This is a genomic window from Streptomyces sp. NPDC004732 (assembly GCF_040609235.1).
Lineage (GTDB): Bacteria > Actinomycetota > Actinomycetes > Streptomycetales > Streptomycetaceae > Streptomyces.
Genome location: NZ_JBEXJR010000006.1, coordinates 422,166 through 444,271, shown reverse-complemented (window position 1 = coordinate 444,271; position 22,106 = coordinate 422,166). Strand labels below are relative to the sequence as shown.

The window sequence follows — 22,106 nt, the reverse complement described above, 5'->3', positions numbered from 1 at the left end:
GCCCTCTACGTGGTGGCGCGGTCGGCCAGTGCCGTCGGCGGCTCGTCGTCCATCTCGAACGCCAGCGGGAAGGGCGCGTGGCCCGCGAGGCGGAACCAGCGGACCTTGCGGTGGCGGCGCAGGGCGCGGGCGGCGCGCACGGCGTCGTTGTGGAAGCGGCGGGCCATCGGTACCCGGCGCACGGCCGCGGCCAGCTCGGTGGCGGCCTCGTCCCCGCCCGGGGCCTCACGGACCGCCTCGACCTGCTGGACCTCGCCGAAGATGGCGCGCAGCGCCTGGCTGAGCTCGCTCTCGGCGACCTCGCGATGCTCCTCCTCCGCCTGTCTGGCCGCATGCGCCGCTTCGTAGAGCACGATCGACGCGGCCGGGTCGAGCACTCCGGAGGTGGCCAGCTCCTGCGCGACCGACGCGCGGCGCAGCAGCTGGGCGTCGAGGGCGGCGCGCGCGGCGTCGATCCGCGCGTGCAGCCGGTCGAGCCGTCCGGCGGTCCAGCTCAGATAGAGGCCGATCGCGAAGAGGGCTGCCGCGATCCAGATCAAGGTGGAGGTCACGGGCGGCAAGGCTACCTTCGGGCGAGGGCGCCTTGAACCGGGCCACGGCGCCCGGCACCCCACGTACCGCCCGTGGGGACCCGAGCGTCCTCCGCGCCGCGCGCCGTCTCCGGGGGCTCCGCCCCCGCACCCCCGGTCCTCAAACGCCGGACGGGCTGATTACAAGCCCTCAGCCCTTCTGCGCCAGCCCGAACCGTGCCCGCAGCCCCGAGCGTTCGTCCGTCGCGACCGATGTGGCGCCGTCCGTGACCGTTTCGTAGACCGCGAGGATGTCGGAGCCGACCGTCGACCAGTCGAAGCGGCGTACGTGTGCGCTGCCGCGTTCGCGCAGGCCCTCTCGGCGTTCGGGGTCGGCCAGGAGGCGTACCGCGGACTTCGCGAGGGACTCCGCGTCCTCGTTGCTGAAGAGGTCGCCCGCCGCGCCCTGGTCCAGGACCTGGGCGAAGGCGTCCAGGTCGCTGGCGAGCACGGGCGCGCCCGCGGACATCGCCTCGACCAGGATGATCCCGAAGCTCTCGCCGCCGGTGTTGGGGGCGACGTACAGGTCGACGCTGCGCAGCAGCCGCGCCTTGTCCTCGTCGCTGACCATGCCGAGGAACTCCACCCGGGAGCGCAGCTCGGCGGGGAGGGAGGACACCGCCTCCTCCTCGTCGCCGCGGCCCGCGACCAGCAACCGCGCGTTCGGGCGCTCGGCGAAGATCTGCGGGAGCGCCTTCATGAGGACCGGGAGTCCCTTGCGGGGCTCGTCGATGCGCCCGATGAAGCCGATCGTCTCGCCCTGCCACTCGGGCTTGGGCTCGGCACCGGCGAAGAAGGCGACGTCGACGCCGTTCGGGATGACGACCGCGTCGCCGCCGAGGTGCTCGACGAGCGTGCGCCGCGCGTACTCGCTCACCGCGATGCGCGCGCTGATCTTCTCCAGGGCGGGCTGCAGGATCGGGTACGCGGCGATCATCGCCCGCGAGCGCGGGTTGGACGTGTGGAACGTCGCGACGATGGGGCCCTGCGCGGCCCAGCAGGTGAGCAGGCCCAGAGAGGGCGACGCGGGCTCGTGGATGTGGATGACGTCGAACGTGCCCTCGTGCAGCCAGCGGCGTACCCGCGCGGCCGACAGGAAGCCGAAGTTGAGCCGCGCCACCGAGCCGTTGTAGGGCACGGGAACGGCCCGTCCCGCCGACACGACGTACGACGGGAGCGGGGTCTCGTCGTCGGCCGGGGCGAGGACGGAGACCTCGTGCCCCAGGCGGATGAGGTGCTCCGCCAGATCACGGATGTGGAACTGGACGCCGCCCGGCACGTCCCACGAGTACGGGCAGACGATGCCGATCCTCACGGCGCCTCCCCCGCCGGGGCCTGCGGGGCCTGATCGGCGCGGGCCGCGAGGTCGGGACGGGCTTCCAGGTCGGCGAGCCACAGACGCTGCAGCATGTGCCAGTCCTCCGGGTGGTCGGCGATACCGGTGGCGAAGGCGTCGGCCAGCGCCTGTGTCATGACAGACGTCTTCTCCACCCGGGTACCTGTCTCGGGAACGTCGACGGGCGGATGGATACGGCCCTTCATGACGGGCGACTCGTCATACCAGAGGGTGACGGGCAGCAACAGGGCTCCGGTCTGCTGGGCCAGCATCGCCGGGCCCGCGGGCATCCGGGCCGCGTCTCCGAAGAACTTCACCTCGACGCCGGACGCCGACAGATCGCGGTCCGCGACCAGACAGACCAGGCCGCCCGCGCGAAGGCGCCGTGCCAGCGTCCCGAAGGCGGAGCCTCCGGTGTGCGGCAGGACCTCCATTCCGAGGCTTTCGCGGTAGGCGACGAAGCGGTCGTACAGCGTCTCGGGCTTGAGCCGCTCGGCGACCGTCGTGAAGGGGGTCTCCAGCTTGGTGGTGACCCAGGCGCCCGCGAGGTCCCAGTTGCCCAGGTGCGGCAGGGCGAGGATCACGCCCTTGCCCGCGGCGAGCCCGTCGGTCAGGTGGTGGACGTCCTTGACGTCGAAGCCGCCCTCGACCCGCTCCCTGCTCCAGGACGGCAGCCTGAAGGACTCCATCCAGTACCGCAGGTAGGAGCGCATGCCCGCCCTGGAGAGCTCGGCCAGCCGCTGCGGGCTCGCGTCGGGCACCACGCGCGCGAGGTTGGACTCCAGCCGCAGTACGCCCTTGCCGCGCCGCTTCCAGACCGTGTCGGCGATGGTCCTGCCGAGCCGCTCGGCGACCGGCTCGGGGAGCTTCTTGACGGTGCTCCAGCCGAGCCCGTACAGCCCGTCGGTGAGTCGGTCCTTCACTGCGCGGCCTCACTCTCCTGCGTCGCCGAGTTCGCCGGGGGCGTCGGGCCGGTCGGGTCCGAGGCGGCGTCCGCCTCCGCCGACTCACGGCGCACGGTCACGACACGCTGGACGAGGGTGACCATGCTGCCGGCCGCGACGGCCCACAGGGCGATGGGCAGCAGGATCTGGATGCCCGGGACGCCGAACTTGTGCAGGCCCGCCAGGCCCGCGGCGACCAGCGTGATCACCAGCCGCTCGGCGCGCTCCACCAGGCCGTTGACGGCGACGGGCAGGCCGATGGCCTCGCCGCGCGCCTTCGTGTACGAGACCACCTGGCCGCTCGCCAGACAGAAGATGGAGACGGCACAGAGGATGTTGTCGTCGCCCGATCCCGCGTACCAGAGGGCAAGACCGCCGAAGATCGCGCTGTCGGCCACCCGGTCGAGCGTCGAGTCCAGGAACGCGCCCCAGCGGCTGGAGCGGCCCAGCTGGCGTGCCATGTTGCCGTCGACGAGGTCCGAGAAGACGAACGACGTGATGACGATCACGCCCCAGAAGAGCTCACCCCGCGGGAAGAAGACCAGCGCTCCCGCCACCACACCGGCCGTGCCGATAAAGGTGACCGCGTCGGGGCTGACCCCACGGCGGATGAGAAACGCGGCGAACGGCGTGAGGACACGCGTGAAGAATGCACGCGCGTACTTGTTCAGCATGGCCTTCCCGAGGGTTCGGTGCGCCGCGCGGCCCCGTTGGCCACCGGCTGGCCCATCGTAGTCACGACGTTGACGGACCGGCTCGCGCCCTCACGATCGCGTACGACGTATGGACGCAGAGTGACCCGAGTGGAAAGCTCGAAAGCATGACGGGCGCCGTCGGAGCCGCCCCGCAGTGGGCCCCGCGCGTCCGCGAGCAGCCAGCATCCCCGAGGGGGCTGAGCCTCCTCATCGTGCATGTGACCGGGAGGCCAAGGCATGGGCGACAAGGCGAACGCACACCCCGGAGCCGCCGGCAGGGCAGCATCGGCCGACCAGCCCGCGTCCGTACGGAATGTGGTGCTGGTCGGCCACAGCGGATCGGGCAAGACGACTCTGGTGGAGGCCCTCGCGCTGACGGCGGGGGCGGTGAACCGGGCGGGTCGCGTGGAGGACGGCGGCACCGTCTCCGACTACGACGAGATCGAGCACCGGCAGCAGCGCTCGGTGCAGCTGTCGCTGGTCCCCGTGGAATGGGGCGGCTTCAAGATCAACCTACTGGACACACCCGGGTACGCCGACTTCGTCGGGGAGCTGAGGGCCGGTCTGCGCGCGGCGGACGCGGCCCTTTTCGTCGTCTCGGCGGCCGAGGGCGTCGAGGGCATCACCGGCGCGACCCGCATGGTGTGGGAGGAGTGCGCGGCGGTCGGCATGCCGCGGGCCATCGTGATCACGCACCTGGAGTCGGCCCGCGCGGACTTCACGGCGATGACCCGCACCTGCGCGCAGGCGTTCGGCGCGGACGACCCCGACGCCGTGGTGCCGCTCTACCTGCCGCTCCACGGCGAGCAGGGACCGGACGGCCACGCCCCGGTGACCGGTCTGATCGGGCTGCTCTCGCAGCGGATATTCGACTACGCCTCCGGTGAGCGCAAGGAGTCCGAGCCGGGCGCCGACCAGCTCCCATTGATCGAGGGGGCGCGCAACACCCTGATCGAGGGGATCATCGCCGAGAGCGAGGACGAGTCCCTGATGGACCGCTACCTCGGCGGCGAGAGCATCGACTTCAAGACATTGGTGGACGACCTGGAGCGGGCGGTCGCGCGGGGCATCTTCCATCCGGTGCTCGCCGCCGCGCCCGCCGCGGAGGGCGCCCGCCAGGGCATCGGCACCGTCGAGCTCCTCGAGCTGATCACCGGCGGCTTCCCCACCCCGCTCGAACACCCGGCGCCGGCCGTGACCACCCCCGGCGGCAAGGCGCGGCCCCCGCTCACCTGCGACCCCCACGGACCCCTGGCCGCCGAGGTCGTGAAGACCGCATCCGACCCGTACGTGGGCCGGGTCTCCCTCGTCCGCGTCTTCTCCGGCACCCTGCGCCCCGACGAGACGGTGCACGTCTCCGGGCACGGCCTCGCCGACCGCGGCCACGAGGACCACGACGTCGACGAGCGCATCGGCGCGCTCTCCTCCCCCTTCGGGAAACAGCAGCGCACGCTCACCCAGTGCGTCGCGGGTGACCTGGCGTGCGTGGCCAAACTGAACCGCGCGGAGACCGGCGACACCCTGTCCGCCAAGGAAGACCCGCTTCTGATGGAGCCCTGGGACATGCCGGACCCGCTCCTGCCGCTCGCCATCCAGGCGCACAGCAAGGCCGACGAGGACAAGCTGTCGCAGGGTCTGTCGCGGCTCGTCGCCGAGGACCCGACGATGCGGCTCGAACAGAACCAGGACACGCACCAGGTGGTCCTGTGGTGCCTGGGCGAGGCACACGCAGACGTGGCCCTGGAGCGGCTGCGCAGCCGGTACGGCGTCCAGGTCGACGTGGTGCCGTACAAGGTCTCCCTCCGGGAGACGTTCGCGGGCAAGTGCGGTGGCCGGGGCCGCCATGTGAAGCAGTCCGGCGGGCACGGGCAGTACGCGATCTGTGAGATCGAGGTGGAGCCGCTGCCGGGCGGCAGCGGCATCGAGTTCGTCGACAAGGTCGTGGGCGGCGCGGTCCCGCGGCAGTTCATCCCGTCCGTCGAGAAGGGCGTGCGCGCGCAGGCGGCGAAGGGCGTCGCCGCCGGGTACGCGCTCATCGACGTGCGCATCACGCTCCTGGACGGCAAGGCGCACTCGGTGGATTCGTCCGACGCCGCGTTCCAGACGGCGGGCGCACTCGCGCTGCGGGAGGCGGCCTCGGGCGCCAGGATCCATCTGCTCGAACCGGTCGCCGAGGTGCAGGTGCTGGTCGGCGACGACTACGTCGGCGCGGTGATGAGCGACCTGTCGGGACGCAGGGGCCGCGTGGTCGGCACCGAGCAGGCGGCAGGCGGGCGCACCCTCGTGCGGGCCGAGGTGCCCGAGATCGAGATCGGCCGGTACGCGGTGGACCTGAGGTCCCTCTCCCAGGGCACCGCGCGCTTCAACCGCACGTACGCACGCCACGAGCCGATGCCCCCGCAGCTCTCCGAGAAGATCCGCGAACGGGCGCACGACGGCTCGTAGTTGCGGAGCACGGGCGCAGGCCGTCCGCCCCTCCTGCCGGGCGGACGGCATTCGGCCGCCCCCTGACGGATGTCGGTGCGCCCGGATACGCTGATGACCTGATCAACAGATGCGCCGGGCGGCAACAGGTGTGCCGGACAGGGAAGTCGGGAAGAGCCGCAGCAGCGAAGGCGTCGCGGCGATGGGGGCGGCAGTGGCGGACGATGTATTCGACTTCAGGCCCGGGGCCCAGGTTCCGCTCTCGGGTGCCGCGGGTCAGACCGCGGCGACGCACGCCCTGGCCTCGGCGGCGTATCGCGACGGAGATGTGGACGGCATCCTCGCGGCCAACAACGAGTGGCACAAGTCCGAGGTGAAGTCCGGAATCTGGTCGCTCTTCAAGCCGAATCTGGGCGAGGCGTTCGCGCGGACCGTGCAGGTGCGGATGCTGGGCGGCGGCCGCAGTCCGCTCATCCAGTCCTTCGGGACCGAGCCGCAGGCGGTCGTCGAGCACTGCCTCGCGGCGAACCGCATCCGCAAGGAGCGCGACAGCTGGCTGACCGCCGTGACGGTGCTGTGCGGTGTGCTCTTCCTGCCGGGTCTGATCCTCTGGCTCCTCGTCTTCACCATCCGGCGGCAGGTCGCCAAGAGCGAGAACAAGCGCACGGGCGCGCTCGCGACGGCCGTGCTGGTCGCCGTGGGCGTGCTGGCCGCGGTCGCCCTCCTCAAGCTGCCGTTCGGCGGCTTCTGGGCCTGGTATCTGCGCGCGGCGATCGTGCTGCCCGTGGTGGGCTGGTTCTGGGCGAAGCAGATCGCCGAGCGCACCGCCAGGGACATGCGCGAGCGCTGGTCGGGCCTGCTCGCGGGCGGCGGCATCGGCGCCAAGATCCCCGAGGCGGTGCCCGGCAGCCCCGGCGAGACGGCCGCCGAGCGGCTGCGCCAGGGCCTCGCCAGGCTCTCCGCCGAGCAGCAGAGCAACTCCGTGTTCTACGCCGGCCCCAAGGGCATATTGGGCATGGGCACGCGCTGGGGCAGCTGGCAGCTGGCCGAGGAGCTGGTCCCGGCCGAGGACGGCAAGGAGATCCACCCCTTCCGCAGCTGGGACGTCATACGGGCGGTGCACGACCAGCTGCGCATGCTGGAGCGCGGCCCGCTGCACACCGGCGGCTTCCCCGCCCCCGACATAAACCACTGGATCGTCTCGCCCATCGGGGAGAACGCCAAGTCCGTGTCCCGCCCCACCGGCACGGACGTCGAGGCCTTCCAGATCCGCGGCCACGAGATACAGCGGATCTGCAACGAGCAGCAGTTCGGCAGCGGCAACCGCCACTACCTGGGCGTGCAGTTCACGCTCTGGGACGGCCAGTTGGTCATCACGATGCTGATCACGGTGACCGTGCTGCACGAGACGCTGCGCATCGAGGTCACCGGCCACGCCCTCGGCCCCGTGCACTCGCTGTTCACCACGAAGCCCTCGCCGAAGACGAAGACGGTCGCCAAGCCGATCAGGTTCTGGGAGACCACCACCCGCAACCTGCCGCTGATCGACGCGGACGAGGTCGTGCGCCTCGCGGTCCGCGCCCCCTTCACCTGGTACCCGCCGATCCTGGACCACCTCGGCGGCAAGCTGATCCTGCCCGAGCCGTTCGGCCTGCGGCACGCCTGGGCCGACAAGCCGTGGCGCCACCGCTTCATGGCGGACGACGCGCTGCGCGCCGCCACTCCGGTCCTGCGCGTGGTGCACTCGGCCGCAATCAAGGTCCTCGACGAGAACGGCGTGAACACGGAGAAGTTCGGCGCCCGTTCCGGCTTCCTCAGCGGGGCGATCCAGGACCCGATGCCGAGGAAGGCCGACGTGTACGACGCGTGAGGCAGGGGGCGGCGGGCCTCACGCGGCCCACCGCCCCCTGGTCCATCACCGACAGCCGGGGCTACCGGCGCGGGCCGACGATCAGATGGCCCCCCACAGGGCGGGAACGTTCGGCGGCTCCCAGCCCGGATAGGCGGTGTGGCCCTGGATGCAGCGGTAGCGGACGCCGTTGTAGGTCACGACGTCACCCGCCGCATAGGTGGCACCCAGCTGCCAGGTGGTCTCGCCGCCGCCACCCGGCACCGTGAGGGTGTAGGTGGTGGTGTGGCTGGCCTGTCCGCTGCCGGTGAAGGTCAGCGTGTAGGTGCCGGGAGCCGCGCCGGACGCGACCTCGACGGTGGCCGTCGCGGACTCGCCCGAGAGCACCGAATCCGGGCTGATGGAGACGCTCACCCCGGCCGGGGCCCCGGAGGCCGAGAGCCCCACCTTCTGCGCCGACCCACTGGTCGTCGCGGTGGCGAGGGTGACCTTCGCGGAGGAACCGCGCTCGACCGTGCCCGAGGCCGGGTCGGCGGCGAGGGAGAAGTCGTCCGTCGGGGCGGGCTTGTCGCCGACCGCCGTCTTCCACAGCGCGTACGCGACCCCGTCCGTGCTGCGGTCCAGCGAGGTGGCGCTGACATTGGCGGTGGTGTCACAGGCGGAGTGGTAGCACGAGTCGTACGAACGGCCCGCGGTGCCGCCCCACTTCGCGGCCTCTGCCGCGGACTTCGTGGCCGAAGCACCGGTGGCGTAGCCGGAGGTCGGGATGCCGACGCGCTGGAAGGAGGCGTCGTCGGAGCGCCCCTGTCCCTCGACGTTCTCCTGGGGTGCGAGGTTGAGGGACGTCCAGTAGTCCCGCAGCGGGACCGAGGCCGACGAGGTCAGGTTGTTGATGAAGTACCCGGCGTTCGACGAGCCGATCATGTCGAAGTTGTAGTACGCCTTGATCTTGGCGCGTTCCGTGGCCGAGAGCGATCCGGCGTAGTAGTCGGAGCCGTTCAGGCCCTGCTCCTCATCGGTCCACCAGGCGAACCGGACGCGGTTCTTCATGGTGGGGTTGTTCTGTGCCAGGGTCAGCGCGGCCTCCAGGATCGCGGCGGATCCGGAGCCGTTGTCGTTGATTCCGGGTCCCGCGGCCACACCGTCGAGGTGCGCGCCGAACATGTAGACGCTGTTCGCGTCGCCCTGCGGCCACTCGGCGATCAGGTTGTTGCCCGCACCGGCGGTGCAGCCGGAGGCGCAGCTCTGCTCGGTGACCTTGTATCCGGCGGCCTCCAGCTTGCCCTTGACGTACGCGAGGGAGGCTCGGTAACCGGCGCCGGTGGACCGGCGGTTGCCGCCGTTCTGCGAGGCGATGGTGTTGAACTGCGTCAGGTGCGCCCGCACCTTCTCCACGTCGATGTCCGGCGGGAGCGTCGGGTTGCCGCCACCGCCCACGGTCAGCGTGTACTGGGCGGTGTGCGTCTTGGTGCCCGCGGTGCCGGTGACGGTGATCGGGTAGGTGCCGGGCGTGGTCGATCCCGCAGTGGTGATCTTCATGGTGGCGTTGGAGCCGGACGTGACGGTCCCCGGGTCGAACGAGACGTTCACGCCGGTCGGCGCGCCCGAGGCGGTCAGCGAGATCTGCTGGGCGCTGCCGGTCACGGTCGTGGTGTTGACCGTGCCGGAGGTCGAGGCACCCGGCTCGACCTTCCCCGAGGCCGGGCTGAGCCCGAGGGAGAAGTCGTTCTGCTGCCCGGTGCAGGTCGGGTCACCGCTCTGGGCCGGGATGCTGATGGCGTCCCAGGCCGCCTTGGTGGCGTTGAAGAGGTCGCAGCTCGCGTCGAGGTTCTTCGCCGAGGTGAGCGTGGCGGTGCGGTAGCGCTTGTACGTCATGCCGCTGGTCTTGAGCAGCATGGCGCCGTAGAAGATCTTCCCGGCGTTCTTGTTGCCGATGCCGGTCACCTGCTGGTTGTTGCAGGTGGGGCTGGAGGGCTTGCCGCCGCCGGGGTTGGAGCCCTCGGCAAGCAGATAGAACCAGTGGTTCATGGGCCCGGCCGCCTTGTGCTCCTCGGTGTTGGGGATCGAGGCGGAGTAGCAGTTGGGGTCGTTGTTGACCCGGCTCGGGTCGTACATGTTCCGGATCGGGCCGCGCCCCTGGAGGTTGATCATTTCCCCGACGGTGTAGTCGGGGGTGTCGTAGGGGGCGGGCTGATTGATGTACGCCTCGGTCAGGGCGCCCATGATGTCGCCGGTCGCCTCGCCCAGGCCGCTCTCGTGGTTCGCGCCGCCGGGCGTGTTGGAGTCCAGACCGTGGCCGAACTCGTGGGCGACGACGTCGACTCCGGCGATCCACTCATTGGCGCTGTTGTGGCCGATGGTGACGGCGGAGCCGTCCCAGTAGGCGTTGAGCTCGTTGAGGCCGACGCTCACCGGCCAGCTGCCGCCGTTGCCGTTGTGGCCGTTGCGGCCGAACCACTCCTTGAGCATGTTCGACTGCTTCTGCGCGGCGAACATCACGTCGACGCAGCCGGTCTCCCGGCTGGTGGGGTTCCCGGTGCCCCAGTCGTCGGTCGCCTTGCTGAACACACTGCCCTGGTAGCTCGAACACTGGAGACCGGGCCGGGTGGTGTCGCGCAGCACGTAGTTGCTGCCCGACCGGGAGGTGTCGATGGTCAGCGGGTCGGGGCCGTTCCACTTGCTGTGGCCGCTGCCCGCGCGCACGTCGTCGTAGGCGTCGACGACCTTGCCGGTGAGCGCGTTGACGAAGACGTGCAGCTTGCTGGGGTCACCCGCTTTGGTCTTGCCGGTCAGCCGGGTCTCCCAGGCGAGCGTGGGCACGTCCTTCTTCACCCGGATCACCAGGCGCTTGGAGTCGACCTTCTTCACCGACGCCAGCTTCGCGCGGCTCGTCTTCACCGCCTGGGCGGCCGTCACCTCCGCTTTGGTGGTGACCGAGATCCGCGCTTCGGTCGCGGACTGGACGGACCGGACCTTTCCCTTGCCGTCGGCGAGGACCACGGCGTCCCCGCCCACCACCGGCAGTCCGCGGTAGGTGCGTTCGTACGCGACCGAGTAGAGGCCCTTGGTCCAGGGGGTGACCTGATGCCGGTCGTACTGCTCCTCGGGCCCCTTGGCCAGCGAGTCGAGGCCGCTGCGGACCGCCTTGTCGGCGGCGGCGACGGCCTTGGCGAGGGGGTCCGGCTTGCCCGCGGAAGGCGCGGCCTGCGCCGCCGAGGCGAGCGACGCCGGTAGCGTCAGCCCCGCGAGAACCATGACCAGGGTTATCCCGGCCGCGGTGGGTCTTCTGAGCATCACGGCTCCTTGTGAGAGGTGTTGAGGCTCCGTCGGGCCAGGGGGAGCACGTGTGCGTCAGGCCGTGCGGTCGTACCCGTTACGTCGATTCCGGACTGGCGGTGACATGACATCCTCGTGGCTGGCGGAACCCTCACACCGGCCGCGCCCCCGGTCAATGGATTCCAGGCGCCCGGCACACCCTGTCAAGAACTGGCAAGCGCGACACCACCGCACCGCCTCACTCGGACACCGCCCGCAGCCGCTCCCGGTACTCCCGCACCTCCGGCAGCTCACCCCAGCGCCCGACCAGCCGACGGTGCAGCCCGCGCAACTCGACGGTGATCATCAACTCGCGCGCACCCACGGCCGCTTCCAGGACGGGCTGCGCCAGCGTGACCGCCGCGACGGGATCACCGGCACACGCCCAGCTGTCCGCGAGACGCAGGGTCAGCAGCAGCCGCGCGGAGTGCATCACCGGCGGCAGCAGCGCATGCGACCGCGCGGTCGCCTCGATCGCGCGCCGGGCCACCGCACGGTCCTCCGTCACCACCGCGAGATCGCGCAGCGCCCCGCCGATCGCCGACTCGAGGCGCAGCACACCCTCCGCACCCGAGAACCAGGGCGCTTCGAGGCGGTCCCGGTCATCCAGCCGGGCGAACCTGCGCCGCGCCATGGAGATGTGCCGACGGCACGCGGCGGCGTCGTGCCGCAGCGCGTACGCCCGCGCCTGATACAGATCGGCCGAGGTCGTCATCCAGCGCCGCTTGGCATCCACCGCCCCGATGGCCTCCGCGTACACCAGCATCGATGTGGCGTCCCCGTCGAGCCGCACGAGGGTCGACATGTCGCTGAGGAGGGTCGCCCGGGCCTCGGCGTCCTGGGCCGCGTCCGCCCACCGCAGGCCGTGCCCGAACCAGGCCATGGCGACGCCGCTCTGCCCGCGCTCCATCCGCAGCCGCCCCGCGATCTGGGCGTACTGCGCCGCGAGCCGCAACTGCCCGTACGGCAGCCGACCCGTGGAATCGACCGCTGCCGCCCACCGCGCCACACCGCGCAGCAACCGCTCCACCGTGCTCGCGCACGCGTCGGTGACATGGAAGAAAGCCTCGCGGATCAGACAGGCCAGCACGGCGGTCAGACCGTGCAGCAGCTCCGCCTCCGCACCAGCCGTCGCACCGGCACGGTCGTACGGGCCGGTCAGCCCGTTCAGCAGGTCCGTCACCGAACTCCGGTCGGGCGTCGCACAGCCCACCCTGCCGTGCAGCGGGCAGGCCAGCCCCTCGACGGGCAACATCGAAGGCCACGGCTGCGCGGTCAGATGGGCCTCGTCGCCGGGGGTGTCCGCGCCGGGAATCGGGGAGAACAGCGTAGGAGCCGTCGGGAAGAGACCGGGTGCGCACGACGACGGAGGCGGCGAGGCGATGACGGCCGCGAGCCGACCGCCGGTCTCCAGGACGGCGTCGAGCCGGTTCACCAGGTCGAAGGGCGGTTCCCGCCGCCCGCTCTCGAGCCTGCTGATGAAGCTGTGGTGATAGCCCACCCGCCTGCCGAGCTGCAGCTGGGTGAGCCCGGCCCGCCGACGGTGGAAGCGCAGCAGCCGCCCGAACTCCGCCCACCCCGGATCGACCGCCTGTGATGTGCCGACGGACATGACCCCTCCCTGACCGGGCTCTCCCTGAAGGCAGAGTGGCAGGCGGGACAACGCCCTCCAACCCCCCTTATTGCACAGGGGGGTTGGTGATATGCAACTGTATGCAACAGCGGCGCCGCTAGCCCGCCGACGTGGGCCAGGCGTCCGCGAGCATCTTCCGGGTGTCGGCGAGCAACTGCGGCAGCACCTTGGTGTGCCCGACCACCGGCATGAAGTTCGTGTCGCCGCCCCAGCGCGGAACGATGTGCTGGTGCAGGTGCGCGGCGATGCCCGCGCCCGCCACGGTCCCCTGGTTCATCCCGATGTTGAAGCCGTGCGCGCCGGACGCGGTGCGCAGCGCCTGCATCGCCTGCTTGGTGAGCTCGCCGAGCTCGGCCGTCTCGGGGCCCGTCAGCTCCGTGTAGTCGGCGACGTGGCGGTAGGGCACGACCATCAGGTGGCCGCCGTTGTACGGGTACAGGTTGAGGACCGCGTACACCTGCTCCCCGCGCGCGATGACGAGCCCGTCCTCGTCGGACTTGGCCGGGATCGAGCAGAAGGGACAGCCGTCGTCGGCCCCTGGGCCCGTGGGCTTGTTCTCGCCCTGGATGTATGCCATCCGGTGGGGCGTCCACAGGCGCTGGAACGCGTCCTGCGACCCGACTCCGATCTGCTGCTCCGGCTCACTCGTCATGAGGTGCAGCATATGACTTCGCCCCGGGGACGGATCCCCGGGGCCTGAGGTCAGTGCGGTGGCGCCGCGGCGTCAGACCTGGACGCGGTCCTCGACCGCCTTCGCGATCTTCGCGATGGCCTCGTCGACGGGGATGCCGTTCTCCTGCGAGCCGTCGCGGTAGCGGAAGGACACGGAACCGTTGTTCATGTCCTCGTCGCCCGCGATGACCATGAAGGGCACCTTGGCCTTCTGCTGGTTGCGGATTTTCTTCTGCATGCGGTCGGACGACGCGTCCACCTCGACCCGGAGCCCCTGGGCGCGCGCCTTCTCGGCGAACTCCTGGAGGTACGAGACGTGGCCGTCGCCGATCGGGATGCCGACAGCCTGCACCGGCGCGAGCCAGGCCGGGAACGCGCCCGCGTAGTGCTCCAGGAGCACGCCGAAGAACCGCTCGATCGAACCGAAGAGGGCACGGTGGATCATGACGGGCTGCTGGCGCGAGCCGTCCGCCGACGTGTACTCCAGGTTGAACCGCTTGGGCTGGTTGAAGTCGACCTGGATGGTCGACATCTGCCAGGACCGCCCGATCGCGTCCCGCGCCTGCACGGAGATCTTCGGCCCGTAGTACGCGGCCCCGCCCGGGTCCGGCACCAGCGGAAGGTTCTGCTTCTCGGCGGCGAGCCGCAGCGCCTCCGTGGCCTCCTCCCAGTCCTCGGCCGTACCGATGAACTTGTCGGAGTCGTCGCGGGTGGACAGCTCGAGCTCGAACTCGTTCAGGCCGTAGTCGCGCAGCAGGTCGAGCACGAAGGTCAGGAGCGTGTCGAGCTCCTGCGGCATCTGCTCCTTGGTGCAGTAGATGTGCGAGTCGTCCTGCGTGAAGCCGCGCGAGCGGGTCAGGCCGTGCACGACGCCCGACTTCTCGTACCGGTACACGGTGCCGAACTCGAAGAGGCGCAGCGGCAGCTCACGGTAGGAACGCCCGCGCGACTTGAAGATCAGGTTGTGCATCGGGCAGTTCATCGCCTTGAGGCGGTAGTTCTGCTCGTCGAACTCGATGGGCGGGAACATGCCGTCGGCGTAGTGCGGCAGGTGGCCCGAGATCTCGAAGAGCTTCTCCTTCGAGATGTGCGGGGTGTTCACGAACTCGTACCCGGAGACCTCGTGGCGGCGCCGCGAGTAGTCCTCCATGACCTTGCGGATCACCCCGCCCTTGGGGTGGAAGACCGCGAGGCCCGGGCCGAGCTCCTCCGGGAAGGAGAAGAGGTCGAGCTCGGAGCCGAGCTTGCGGTGGTCGCGCTTCTCGGCCTCGGCGAGGAACTCCAGGTGCGCCTTCAGCTCGTCCTTGGACGGCCATGCGGTGCCGTAGATGCGCTGGAGCTGCGGGTTCTTCTCGCTGCCGCGCCAGTAGGCGGCGGCGGAGCGCATCAGCTTGAACGCGGGGATGACGCGGGTGGTGGCCAGGTGCGGGCCTCGGCAGAGGTCCTTCCAGCACAGGTCGCCGGTCTTCGCGTCGAGGTTGTCGTAGATCGTCAGCTCGCCCGCGCCCACCTCGGCGTCGGCGCCGTCGGCGGCCTGCGCGGCGTTGCCCTTGAGGCCGATGAGCTCCAGCTTGTACGGCTCGTCGGCGAGCTCGACGCGGGCGTCGTCGTCGGTGGTGACACGACGCGAGAACTTCTGCCCGCGCTTCTGGATCTCCTGCATCTTCTTCTCGATGCGCTTGAGGTCCTCCGGGGTGAAGGGCTCCTTGACGTCGAAGTCGTAGTAGAAGCCGTCCCGGATGGGCGGGCCGATGCCGAGCTTGGCGTCGGGGAAGAGCTCCTGCACGGCCTGCGCCATGACGTGCGCGGTCGAGTGGCGCAGGATGTTCAGGCCGTCCTCGGAGGAGATCTCGACGGGCTCGACCTCGTCGCCCTCGGCGGGCACGTACGCGAGGTCCTTCAGCTCGCCGCCCACCCGCACGGCGACGATGGTGCGCTCCCCGGTGAAGAGCTCGGCGGCCGTAGTGCCCGTCGTCACCACGCGCTCTTCCCGCTCGGAATCGCGTTGGATGATCACACGGACGTCTGACACCGGTCTCTCCTAGCTGAAGGGGGATGCGGCGCTTTCTATTGCGCACGCAATAGGGATCGTACCGAGCCGCGGGGCCCGGCCGCGAAACGGATCTCTCTGTGCCCCCATCAATCCCCTCAGTCCGTGCTGCACGCCTCCTCGAAGAAGTCGAGGTTCTCCTGGAGCGACTTCATGAGCCGGTCGCGCTCGGCCTCGTCCACCTGCACGGGCACCACCCCGGTCGCCCCGGTGAGCCTGCGGAAGCCGCCCCGGCTCTCCAGCTGCCCGTGCACCCGGATCGGCAGCCCGACCAGGTGGGCGTGGCCCGCGATGCGGTACGACTCCTCGTCCAGCGTCATCCGTACGTGCGGGACGTCGGCCCCCGCGATCACCCGGATCCGCACGGTGCCCTCCTCGTGGAGCGCCGACCGCCGCATCCGCACCACGGCCCCGGTGACCCGCACCGGCACCGAAGGCTCGTCCCGGAGGTACCGGGCGCCCGCCTCGCGCAGCACCGGCAGGTCGCCGGGCGAGAACTCGACGGGTTCGGCGCGGGCCGCGCAGCCCTCGGGGACCCCGGCGCCGGGCGCCCACTCCACCGCGACGCGCGCGCCTTCCGTGCCGCGCACCATCGCGACGAGCGCCTCGGTCAGCTCGTGGCTGACGCCCGCCTCGACCGCGCTGTCGAAGGCGTCCATGCCGCCGGTGGCCCGCTGGTAGTCGACGGCCTCACGGGCCGCGCACAGCGCCTGGTGGAGCCGGACCACGAGGGTGCGGCCCGTCATGACGGGGACGAAGGCGGTGAGGCGCTGCCCGCCCGTGGCGGGCCCCACCAGGACGTTGTCCAGGGACGCGGCGGCGGGACCGCGGTGCCGGGCGCCGTAGTACCCGGCGCGGCCGCGTGCGGCGAGTGCGCCCGCGAGCAGCGTCTGCCGTGCGGCGGAGCGCAGCTCTTCCTCGGCGGGCCAGGTCGCGGTGTCCGCGGGGCCCGGCGGCACGTCGCGCCACCAGTGGATCTCGTCGCTGGGCACGGCGAGCCCGACGAGCACCTCCCGTGCGGCGGGCGAGGCGCTGCGGGACAGTGCGACGAGCACCTCCGCGATGAGGTCCTCGCAGTCCGGGAAGGCGCGGCTCTCGGGCACGAGCAGGCTGGTGCCCGCGCCGCCGGGCTCCGGGGGCGTCCACCGTGCGTAGCGGCCGGGGGCTCCGCCGCGGCGCCGCCAGCCGTGCCGGGCGAGGAGCGCGCCGAGCACGGAGGGGTCGACCAGGGCGGGTTCGGGGGGCTGTGTCCATCGGCCCGCGACCGGGGTGGGGTGCGGGCGGACGGGTGGCATCGTCTCGTCGTGGTCGAAGGGGCGGTGCATCAGGGTCTCCCTCCCGTCCCGACGCGCGTCATGATCTCGCAGAGGGCGCGGTCGTCGAAGATCCGCGAGGTCGGGACGCGCACGGTGGTCCTGCGCCGGCCGGTCACGGGGTGCCCGGCGAGATTGGTCCAGTAGCAGCAGTGCCGCAGGTCGAGCCGGTCGTGACCGGCTCTCAGCCAGTCGTCCTGGGACCGCGGCACGAGCATCACGACCAGGATCTTGTGGACCGAGACCGGGGTGCGGGCGAGCTTCTCCAGGTGGGGGTTGTCGAGCGTGAAGGAGAAGGCGGGGCCCGCCGGGTGCGGCGGTATCTGGTACGTGCACTTGAGCTGGACCTTGATGGTGACCTCGTCGTCGACCGTGTGCCCGGGGGCGCTGTGGCTGACGTGCCAGTCGATGCCGTTGTCCGGAAATGGCTGGGAGAGCGAGCAACCCGCGGCCGCCGCGACGGCGTGCAGATAGCCCACCTGAAGCGTCTCCATGCAGGCGGTGGTGGCGAGTGTGCCGCGCGGCGGTGCGATCCGCTCGGGCAGCAGCCCACCCTGATCGGGCTGCGCGAGCGCCATGGTCAACTAGCCTTCCGAACCCGGTGGTTATGTGCTCGGGCCGTCAATTCCAAAGCCCCGTACCTCTGTTGTCTCCGGGCCGCGTACAGCGCAAACGGCCCGGGTATCACCAGCGTGGGCAGGGGACCGAACGTCATCTGCCGGGACCGAACGAGGAGTTGCGTCATTATGACGTGCTGGTACGAGGGCCCCTTGGCCGCATTCGACACGGAGACCACGGGCGTCGACGTCGAGACCGACCGGATCGTGTCGGCCGCCGTAGTCGTCCAGCAGGGCGCGGGAACCCGGCCGCGCATCACTCGCTGGCTGGTGAATCCGGGCGTTCCCGTGCCCGCTGCCGCCACCGCGGTGCACGGACTGACGGAGGATCATCTGCAGCGCACGGGCCGCTGGCCCGCGCCGGTGATGGAGGAGATAGCGCGCGATCTGGCCGAGCAGGGAGCGGCGGGCCGGCCGATCGTGGTGATGAACGCGCCGTTCGATCTGACCATCCTGGACCGGGAGTTGCGCAGGCACCGCGCCTCGTCGCTGAGTCGCTACACGGAGGGCTCTTCGCTGTGCGTGATCGACCCGCGGGTCCTGGACAAGCAGCTGGACCGCTACCGCAAGGGGCGCAGGACGCTCACCGACCTGTGTGCGCATTACGAGGTGGAGCTGGCCGAGGCGCATGACGCGGCGGCGGACGCGCAGGCCGCCCTCGATGTGGTGCGCGCGGTGGGGCGGCGTTTCGCGGGGCGTCTTGAGCGCCTCTCACCGGCCGAGCTGCACACGCTGCAGGCGGTCTGGCATGCGGCTCAGGCGCGCGGCCTGCAGGCGTGGTTCGCGAAGAGCGGCTCTCCGGAGATCGTGGATCCGGCGTGGCCGCTGCGTCCCGAGCTCCCTGCGGCGGCCTGAGTACGGGCGTCGGGCATCGGGTGCGGGCATGAAAAAACCGGTCCGTCTGCTGACGGACCGGCATTCTCCGGGTGGGCGATACTGGGTTCGAACCAGTGACCTCTTCGGTGTGAACGAAGCGCTCTCCCACTGAGCTAATCGCCCGGGAACGGACTGAACAATACAGGTCCGGGCGCCTTTCCTTCAAACCGCTGCCAGCCGGGCCGTGAGGCCGCGCCGCCCGGCGCGCATCATCAGGGCGTGGTTGAGCCGGAACAGCGGGCGGCCGGGGACGGCGAGGCGTCGCATCAGCGGTCTGCGCACGTCGACTTCCTGGTCGTAGCGGGCCCGTGTGCCCGCGGGCGCGGCCGTGACGGTCCAGCGTGCCCAGCCGTCCAGGTCGCCGGTCATGGCGATCTCCAGGACCCCGGCCACGGGGTCGTTGCGTCGCTCGCGTGCGGTGACGACGAGGTCGTACGGGAGGAAGGAGCGGAAGCGGACGATGCCGCTGTGTTCGTCGACCGGGTTCACCTCGCGCACTTGAGGCCACCACGACGGATAGTCCTCGGCCTGCTCCAGGGCGGCGAAGACGTCGGCGGGCGCTGCGGGCAGATCCCAGACGCTGCGGAAGCGGTAGTGGCACCAGTCCATGGGCGGCAGTCTGCCGGAAAGACCGGGATCCGTACCGGATCTGAGTACGTCCTGAGTATCCGAACCGATGCCGTGCGGTGGGCCTCGGGCCACACTTCAGCGACATGACGAACATTCCGCCCCCGGCTGAGGAGCTCCGCGTCCTCGACTGGGAGTTGCGCCAACTGGAGGCGCGCAGGACGCAGTTGCTGCAACGCCGGGCCTGGCTGCTCGGTGTCCTGCGCGCGGCGGGCCCGGCCGGACCCTCCCCCCGTCCGGCCGGGCCGCCCGCCGCTGAAGCCGCGCCGCCGAGCGCGCAGAACGTCCTGCTGGCGCTGGGCGGGGTGCTCCTGACCGTCGCGGCGATCGCCTTCACGGTGGTGAGCTGGGGTCACTTGGGCATCGGCGGCCGCAGTGCGGTCCTCGGCGCGGTGACGCTGGCCGCGCTCGGTACGCCCGCGTTCCTGCTGCGCCGCTCGCTGCGCTCGACGGCGGAGGCGGTGGCGGGCCTCGGCCTCGCGCTGACCGTCCTCGACACGTACGCGGTGCGTCATCTGTCGCTCCCGGACGTGGACGTGCTCGGTTACGCGGCCGGTGCCTCCGCGGTCCTCGCCGCCCTCTGGGCGGGGTACGGCCTGCTGCTCGGGAAGCTGCGGCTGCCGCTGCCGACGGCGGTCGCGACGGCCCAGCTTCCCCTGGTGCTCTGGGCGGGCGCCGCGCACGCCGGTGATCACACGATGACGGCCGTGCTGCTGGTGACGGCGGCCTTCGACACCGCGCTGGCGCTGTGGGCGGGCGTCCGTTCGGTGCGGGTCGTCGCCACGGCCGGGGCCTGTGTGCTGGGGCTGTGGGGTGCGGCGAGCGCCGGCTGGCTCTCCGTGCAGGCCTCGGAGCCGGGCGGGGCGGCTCGCGCGGGTGTGCTGCTGCTGTTCGCCGCGGGGATCGCGCTGGCCGCGGCGTGGTGGGCGAAGGGCGCCGAGGTGACGAGCGGCGCGGCCTGCGCGGCCGGTCTGCTCGTGGTGGCCGCGTCCGGCGGGGTGCTGCGGACCGCGTTGCCCGCGGCCTGGACGGTGCCTGCCTATCTCGTGTGCGGCATGGCGCTGTTGGCCGTCGTCCGCACTGCGCTGTCCGGGGCGCTGCGGCGCGGGGTCCTTGCGGCGTCGGCCGTGGTGCAGGGGCTCGCGGTGCTGTGGGCGCTGCCGGTCGCCGCGCTCGCCCTGCTCGGGCCGTTCGGCTGGGCGACCCGCGTCTGGTCGGGTGCGCCCTCCGACGCCCGGGATGCCCTGCTGCTCGAACTTCCCCTCGCGCACCCGCTGCTGGCTCCGCCGGTGCTCGCGGCGGTCGCCCTCGTGCTCGTCGTGGTGGCCGGGCCGCTGGGCGACCCGGCGCGGCGGGCGGCCCGGTACGGTGCGCCGGTGCTCCTGTGGTCCGCGGCCGTCGCGCTGCCCGCGGCGCTCCGGCTGCCGTACGCGGCCGGGGTGTCGGCGCAGCTCGTGGCGGTCGCCGTCCTCCTTGCCGTCGCGGCGCGGTCCGCGTCCGCCGCACCGGCCGTGACCGCGTCGGTCCTGGCTCTGGTGTCCTCGGCGAGCGTCACGTTCCTCTCGCTGGCCACCACGACGGCGACGCTCACCACGCTCGGTGTGCTGACGGCGCTCCACCTCGGGGCCTGTGTGCGCCTGGCGCGGGGCGCGGCGCCCGCTCCCGGCACGGCGGCGCTCGCCGCCTGCGCCTCCCTGGCGCATGCCACCGCGCTGGTCTGCGCATCGGGCGCCGCGTGGGGGCTGCGCCCCGAGCACGTCGGGCTGCTCGTGCTCATGGTCCCGGCTCTTGCCGCGGCGGCCGCGGCCCGTCTCGGGCAGCATCCCTTGACGCCGCCCGTGGAGATCATGGCGGCCGTCTCGGGAGCCGTCGCGGTCGTTCTGGCGGCGGGGGACGCTCCCGTGCTGGCGCTGGTCCTGGGGCTCGGCGGTGTCATCGCGTCCGGCACCGCGCTGCGTGCGGACCGGCGTGCCGTGGGGTACGCGGCCGGGGCGCTGTTCGTTCTGGCGAGCTGGGTCCGCCTCGCGTCGTGGGAGGTGTCGGCCCCGGAGGCGTACACCCTGCCGGTGACCGTGCCCGCGCTGCTCGTCGGTCTGCTGCGGCGGCGCCGCGATCCGGCGGTCTCCTCCTGGACGGCCTACGGTCCTGGCCTGGCGGTGACGCTGCTGCCGAGTCTCGCCGCCGCCTGGAGCGACCCGTACTGGCAGCGTCCGCTGCTGCTCGGCACGGCGACCCTCGCCCTGACCCTGGCGGGCGCCCACCACCGGCTGAGTGCCCCGCTCGCCCTGGGCGGCACGGTCCTCGCCCTGGACGCACTGCACGAACTGGCCCCGTACATCGTGCAGGTCGTGGACGCGCTGCCCCGCTGGCTGCCGCCCGCGCTCGCCGGTCTGCTGCTGCTCGCCGTCGGTGCCACGTACGAGCAACGCCTGCGCGACGCACGCCGGTTCCGGAATGCACTCAACCGAATGCACTGATTCCGCGGTGGCGCGGAACATGTGGACCCGTCAATTCCCTTGAAAGGCACAGGAATACGAGAACGGCCCAGAGGCTTAATAGCCTCCGGGCCGTAATCCGGGGTGGGCGATACTGGGTTCGAACCAGTGACCTCTTCGGTGTGAACGAAGCGCTCTCCCACTGAGCTAATCGCCCCGGGCGCACGGAGAACATTACCGCATGTCAGCGGGTGCTCCCGACCGCCTCGGAGTCACCCGGAGGTCACTCCTTGATCTTCCACGGCATCGTGATGCCGAACTTCCACACGTAGATCCCGACGAGCACCGCGACGATGACCAGACCGATCGTCGTCAGGATGATGTTGCGGCGGCGCACCTTGGGGTCGAGCGCACGCTGTGCAGCCTCGGTGACCTTGCGTTTCGTCCAGCGGAGCACCAGCTGGGCCCAGACGAACTCGGTCGCCCAGATCGCCATTCCACCGAAGATCACCAGCCAGCCGGGACCCGGCAGCGGCAGCATGATGATGCCCGCGACGACGACCGCGAGACCGACGATGAAGACGCCCACCTGCCAGCTCAGGTGCAGCATCCTGCGGGACTGGACGTACTGCGGAGCCCGCGAGCCGAGCGGCTGGTCGGGCTTGGCTCCGGCGGCCGGATCAGAGACCTCGGCCGAATCGTTACTCCCCGTATTCATGCAGCCAAACCCTACCGGACGGAAACCCGTCAC

Annotated in this window: 16 protein-coding genes and 2 tRNA genes; 4 read left to right on the top strand and 14 right to left on the bottom strand. The window is 71.4% G+C overall.

The window, feature by feature from the left end; genetic code table 11:
* Positions 1 to 5: 5 nt before the first annotated feature.
* The 4 genes from ABZV77_RS20710 to pgsA form a co-directional block, all read right to left on the bottom strand.
* Positions 6 to 551, bottom strand: coding sequence for a hypothetical protein (locus ABZV77_RS20710; RefSeq protein WP_356258631.1), 546 nt, complete (start codon positions 549 to 551; stop codon positions 6 to 8).
* A 169-nt stretch (positions 552 to 720) separates the two neighbouring features.
* On the bottom strand, positions 721 to 1,884 hold the full coding sequence (locus ABZV77_RS20705; protein WP_356258628.1) for a glycosyltransferase family 4 protein: 1,164 nt from the start codon (positions 1,882 to 1,884) through the stop codon (positions 721 to 723).
* On the bottom strand, positions 1,881 to 2,828 hold the full coding sequence (locus ABZV77_RS20700) for a phosphatidylinositol mannoside acyltransferase (protein ID WP_356258626.1): 948 nt from the start codon (positions 2,826 to 2,828) through the stop codon (positions 1,881 to 1,883). The genes ABZV77_RS20705 and ABZV77_RS20700 overlap by 4 nt, the downstream gene beginning before the upstream one ends.
* On the bottom strand, positions 2,825 to 3,523 hold the full coding sequence (gene pgsA / locus ABZV77_RS20695; RefSeq protein ID WP_356258624.1) for a phosphatidylinositol phosphate synthase: 699 nt from the start codon (positions 3,521 to 3,523) through the stop codon (positions 2,825 to 2,827). The genes ABZV77_RS20700 and pgsA overlap by 4 nt, the downstream gene beginning before the upstream one ends.
* A gap of 258 nt (positions 3,524 to 3,781) precedes the next feature.
* On the opposite strand from pgsA, the gene ABZV77_RS20690 reads away from it, so the two are divergent.
* Entirely contained in the window at positions 3,782 to 5,989 is a 2,208-nt protein-coding gene (locus tag ABZV77_RS20690) for an elongation factor G-like protein EF-G2 (RefSeq protein WP_356258621.1), read from the top strand.
* A gap of 181 nt (positions 5,990 to 6,170) precedes the next feature.
* The gene (locus ABZV77_RS20685) at positions 6,171 to 7,838 is read left to right on the top strand and encodes a hypothetical protein (protein ID WP_356258619.1); all 1,668 of its coding nucleotides are present in this window, start codon (positions 6,171 to 6,173) and stop codon (positions 7,836 to 7,838) included.
* Positions 7,839 to 7,919: 81 nt separating this feature from the next.
* On the opposite strand, the gene ABZV77_RS20680 is transcribed toward ABZV77_RS20685, so the two are convergent.
* From ABZV77_RS20680 to ABZV77_RS20655, 6 genes are all read right to left on the bottom strand, one after another.
* Positions 7,920 to 11,111 (bottom strand): M20/M25/M40 family metallo-hydrolase, encoded by a 3,192-nt coding sequence (locus ABZV77_RS20680; RefSeq protein WP_356258616.1) that lies wholly within the window; start codon positions 11,109 to 11,111, stop codon positions 7,920 to 7,922.
* Positions 11,112 to 11,331: 220 nt separating this feature from the next.
* Entirely contained in the window at positions 11,332 to 12,744 is a 1,413-nt protein-coding gene (locus ABZV77_RS20675) for a helix-turn-helix transcriptional regulator (protein WP_356258613.1), read from the bottom strand.
* Between the two features lie 118 nt (positions 12,745 to 12,862).
* On the bottom strand, positions 12,863 to 13,429 hold the full coding sequence (locus ABZV77_RS20670) for an HIT domain-containing protein (protein WP_306335913.1): 567 nt from the start codon (positions 13,427 to 13,429) through the stop codon (positions 12,863 to 12,865).
* A gap of 60 nt (positions 13,430 to 13,489) precedes the next feature.
* Positions 13,490 to 15,469: a threonine--tRNA ligase gene (thrS, locus tag ABZV77_RS20665; protein ID WP_356258609.1), complete on the bottom strand. Its 1,980-nt coding sequence runs from the start codon at positions 15,467 to 15,469 to the stop codon at positions 13,490 to 13,492.
* Positions 15,470 to 15,585: 116 nt separating this feature from the next.
* On the bottom strand, positions 15,586 to 16,815 hold the full coding sequence (locus ABZV77_RS20660; protein ID WP_356259018.1) for a hypothetical protein: 1,230 nt from the start codon (positions 16,813 to 16,815) through the stop codon (positions 15,586 to 15,588).
* The gene (locus ABZV77_RS20655) at positions 16,812 to 17,378 is read right to left on the bottom strand and encodes a DUF4365 domain-containing protein (RefSeq protein WP_356258606.1); all 567 of its coding nucleotides are present in this window, start codon (positions 17,376 to 17,378) and stop codon (positions 16,812 to 16,814) included. Before ABZV77_RS20655 ends, ABZV77_RS20660 begins: the two co-directional genes overlap by 4 nt.
* Before the next feature lie 168 nt (positions 17,379 to 17,546).
* Here ABZV77_RS20655 and ABZV77_RS20650 point away from each other — a divergent pair, with 168 nt between their 5' ends.
* Entirely contained in the window at positions 17,547 to 18,272 is a 726-nt protein-coding gene (locus ABZV77_RS20650; RefSeq protein ID WP_356258603.1) for a 3'-5' exonuclease, read from the top strand.
* 72 nt (positions 18,273 to 18,344) lie between these two features.
* Here the strand turns inward: ABZV77_RS20650 and ABZV77_RS20645 are convergent.
* Together ABZV77_RS20645 and ABZV77_RS20640 are read right to left on the bottom strand one after the other, a co-directional pair.
* Positions 18,345 to 18,416, bottom strand: a tRNA-Val gene (locus ABZV77_RS20645).
* 39 nt (positions 18,417 to 18,455) lie between these two features.
* Positions 18,456 to 18,902, bottom strand: a complete 447-nt coding sequence (locus ABZV77_RS20640; RefSeq protein WP_356258600.1) for an SRPBCC family protein — start codon at positions 18,900 to 18,902, stop codon at positions 18,456 to 18,458.
* Positions 18,903 to 19,006: 104 nt separating this feature from the next.
* Here ABZV77_RS20640 and ABZV77_RS20635 point away from each other — a divergent pair, with 104 nt between their 5' ends.
* Positions 19,007 to 21,397 carry a hypothetical protein gene (locus ABZV77_RS20635; RefSeq protein WP_356258598.1) on the top strand — a complete coding sequence of 797 codons (2,391 nt, stop codon included), beginning with the start codon at positions 19,007 to 19,009 and terminating at the stop codon, positions 21,395 to 21,397.
* A 103-nt stretch (positions 21,398 to 21,500) separates the two neighbouring features.
* Here ABZV77_RS20635 and ABZV77_RS20630 read toward each other — a convergent pair.
* Both ABZV77_RS20630 and ABZV77_RS20625 read right to left on the bottom strand, forming a co-directional pair.
* A tRNA-Val gene (locus ABZV77_RS20630) sits at positions 21,501 to 21,572 on the bottom strand.
* Positions 21,573 to 21,638: 66 nt separating this feature from the next.
* Positions 21,639 to 22,073, bottom strand: coding sequence for a TIGR02611 family protein (locus tag ABZV77_RS20625; RefSeq protein ID WP_356258595.1), 435 nt, complete (start codon positions 22,071 to 22,073; stop codon positions 21,639 to 21,641).
* Positions 22,074 to 22,106: the final 33 nt, after the last annotated feature.